We start from the raw sequence: 987 nt of genomic DNA on the forward strand, positions 1-987 counted from the left end.
GCGCATTTTAATCCCAGATTCTAACAGGGTTGAGCGATAATCATCGTCTAGCCCTGCCATTTTCTTTTTTCTCGCCATACTGGCTGTTTTAGTTGTATCTTGTTTAAATAACGCCATGGCTATTTTTCTCATTACGTTAAAAACAAGGGGTCCTTGCTTCTTACGGATTCTTGATTCATCTTCCCTAAAGTTCATATCCAACATCCAATGCATACTTTCAACCTGCCAGTGGCTTCGTACCGCATTAAGTGCTTGCTCCGCACCTAACGCTAACGAACTAATATACCAACGCGTTTCTATCGTGTCTGTACCTGATGATTTATCGTGAACCTCAGCGGTTACTTGAATAACACTCTTTAAGCCAGACCATTGGTAGATTTTATCTAACCAGCTTTTATCAATAAGCAATTGCTGACAAACCCTTGTTTCAATGCGCCCATGCCCTGAGCTTATTTCGGTATGTTTATCATAGTTGCTATTGGTCAATCCTTCGCGCTCACTCTTGTGCCACCAAGCTTCTAATTCACTCTGCATACCTGAATGGTTACCTTTGAGCGCTAGGATATAATCAGCTTTTTGTTTAATTATTTGTTTCGCTATTTCTTGCTGGCAGCCCATAGCATCAAGTGTAATGATGCTATTTTCAATATCTAGCATGGTGAGTAACTCAGGTATGGCTGTGATTTCATTTGTTTTGCTATCAACGGCTGTTTGCCCTAAAACTAACTGGTGTTGGCAGCTCCATGCACTGACGGTATGTAAAGCACTTTTTCTATCTTTGGTTGTAAATGAACGACGTGCAGTTTTTCCATCCATAGCAATAATATCAGCACCCGTGGTTTCAATAAGTGAAGATATCCAAGATTGAAATGCATGCTCTATTTCATCTGATTTTAACCGACAAATGACACGGGCTATGGTGTCGTGTCTTGGAATACCCGCGTTGAAAGCGCCATATCTTTTTAACCAATCAAGTTTTAGATGCCC

Annotated in this window: 1 protein-coding gene; it reads right to left on the bottom strand. The window is 40.7% G+C overall.

Translation table 11 applies throughout. The features are described 5' to 3' along the window. Positions 1-987 (bottom strand): ISAs1 family transposase (locus P20439_RS13965; RefSeq protein ID WP_036934181.1); only part of this gene is annotated, 987 nt, incomplete at both ends.

Source organism: Pseudoalteromonas sp. BSi20439, from assembly GCF_000241165.1.
Lineage (GTDB): Bacteria > Pseudomonadota > Gammaproteobacteria > Enterobacterales > Alteromonadaceae > Pseudoalteromonas.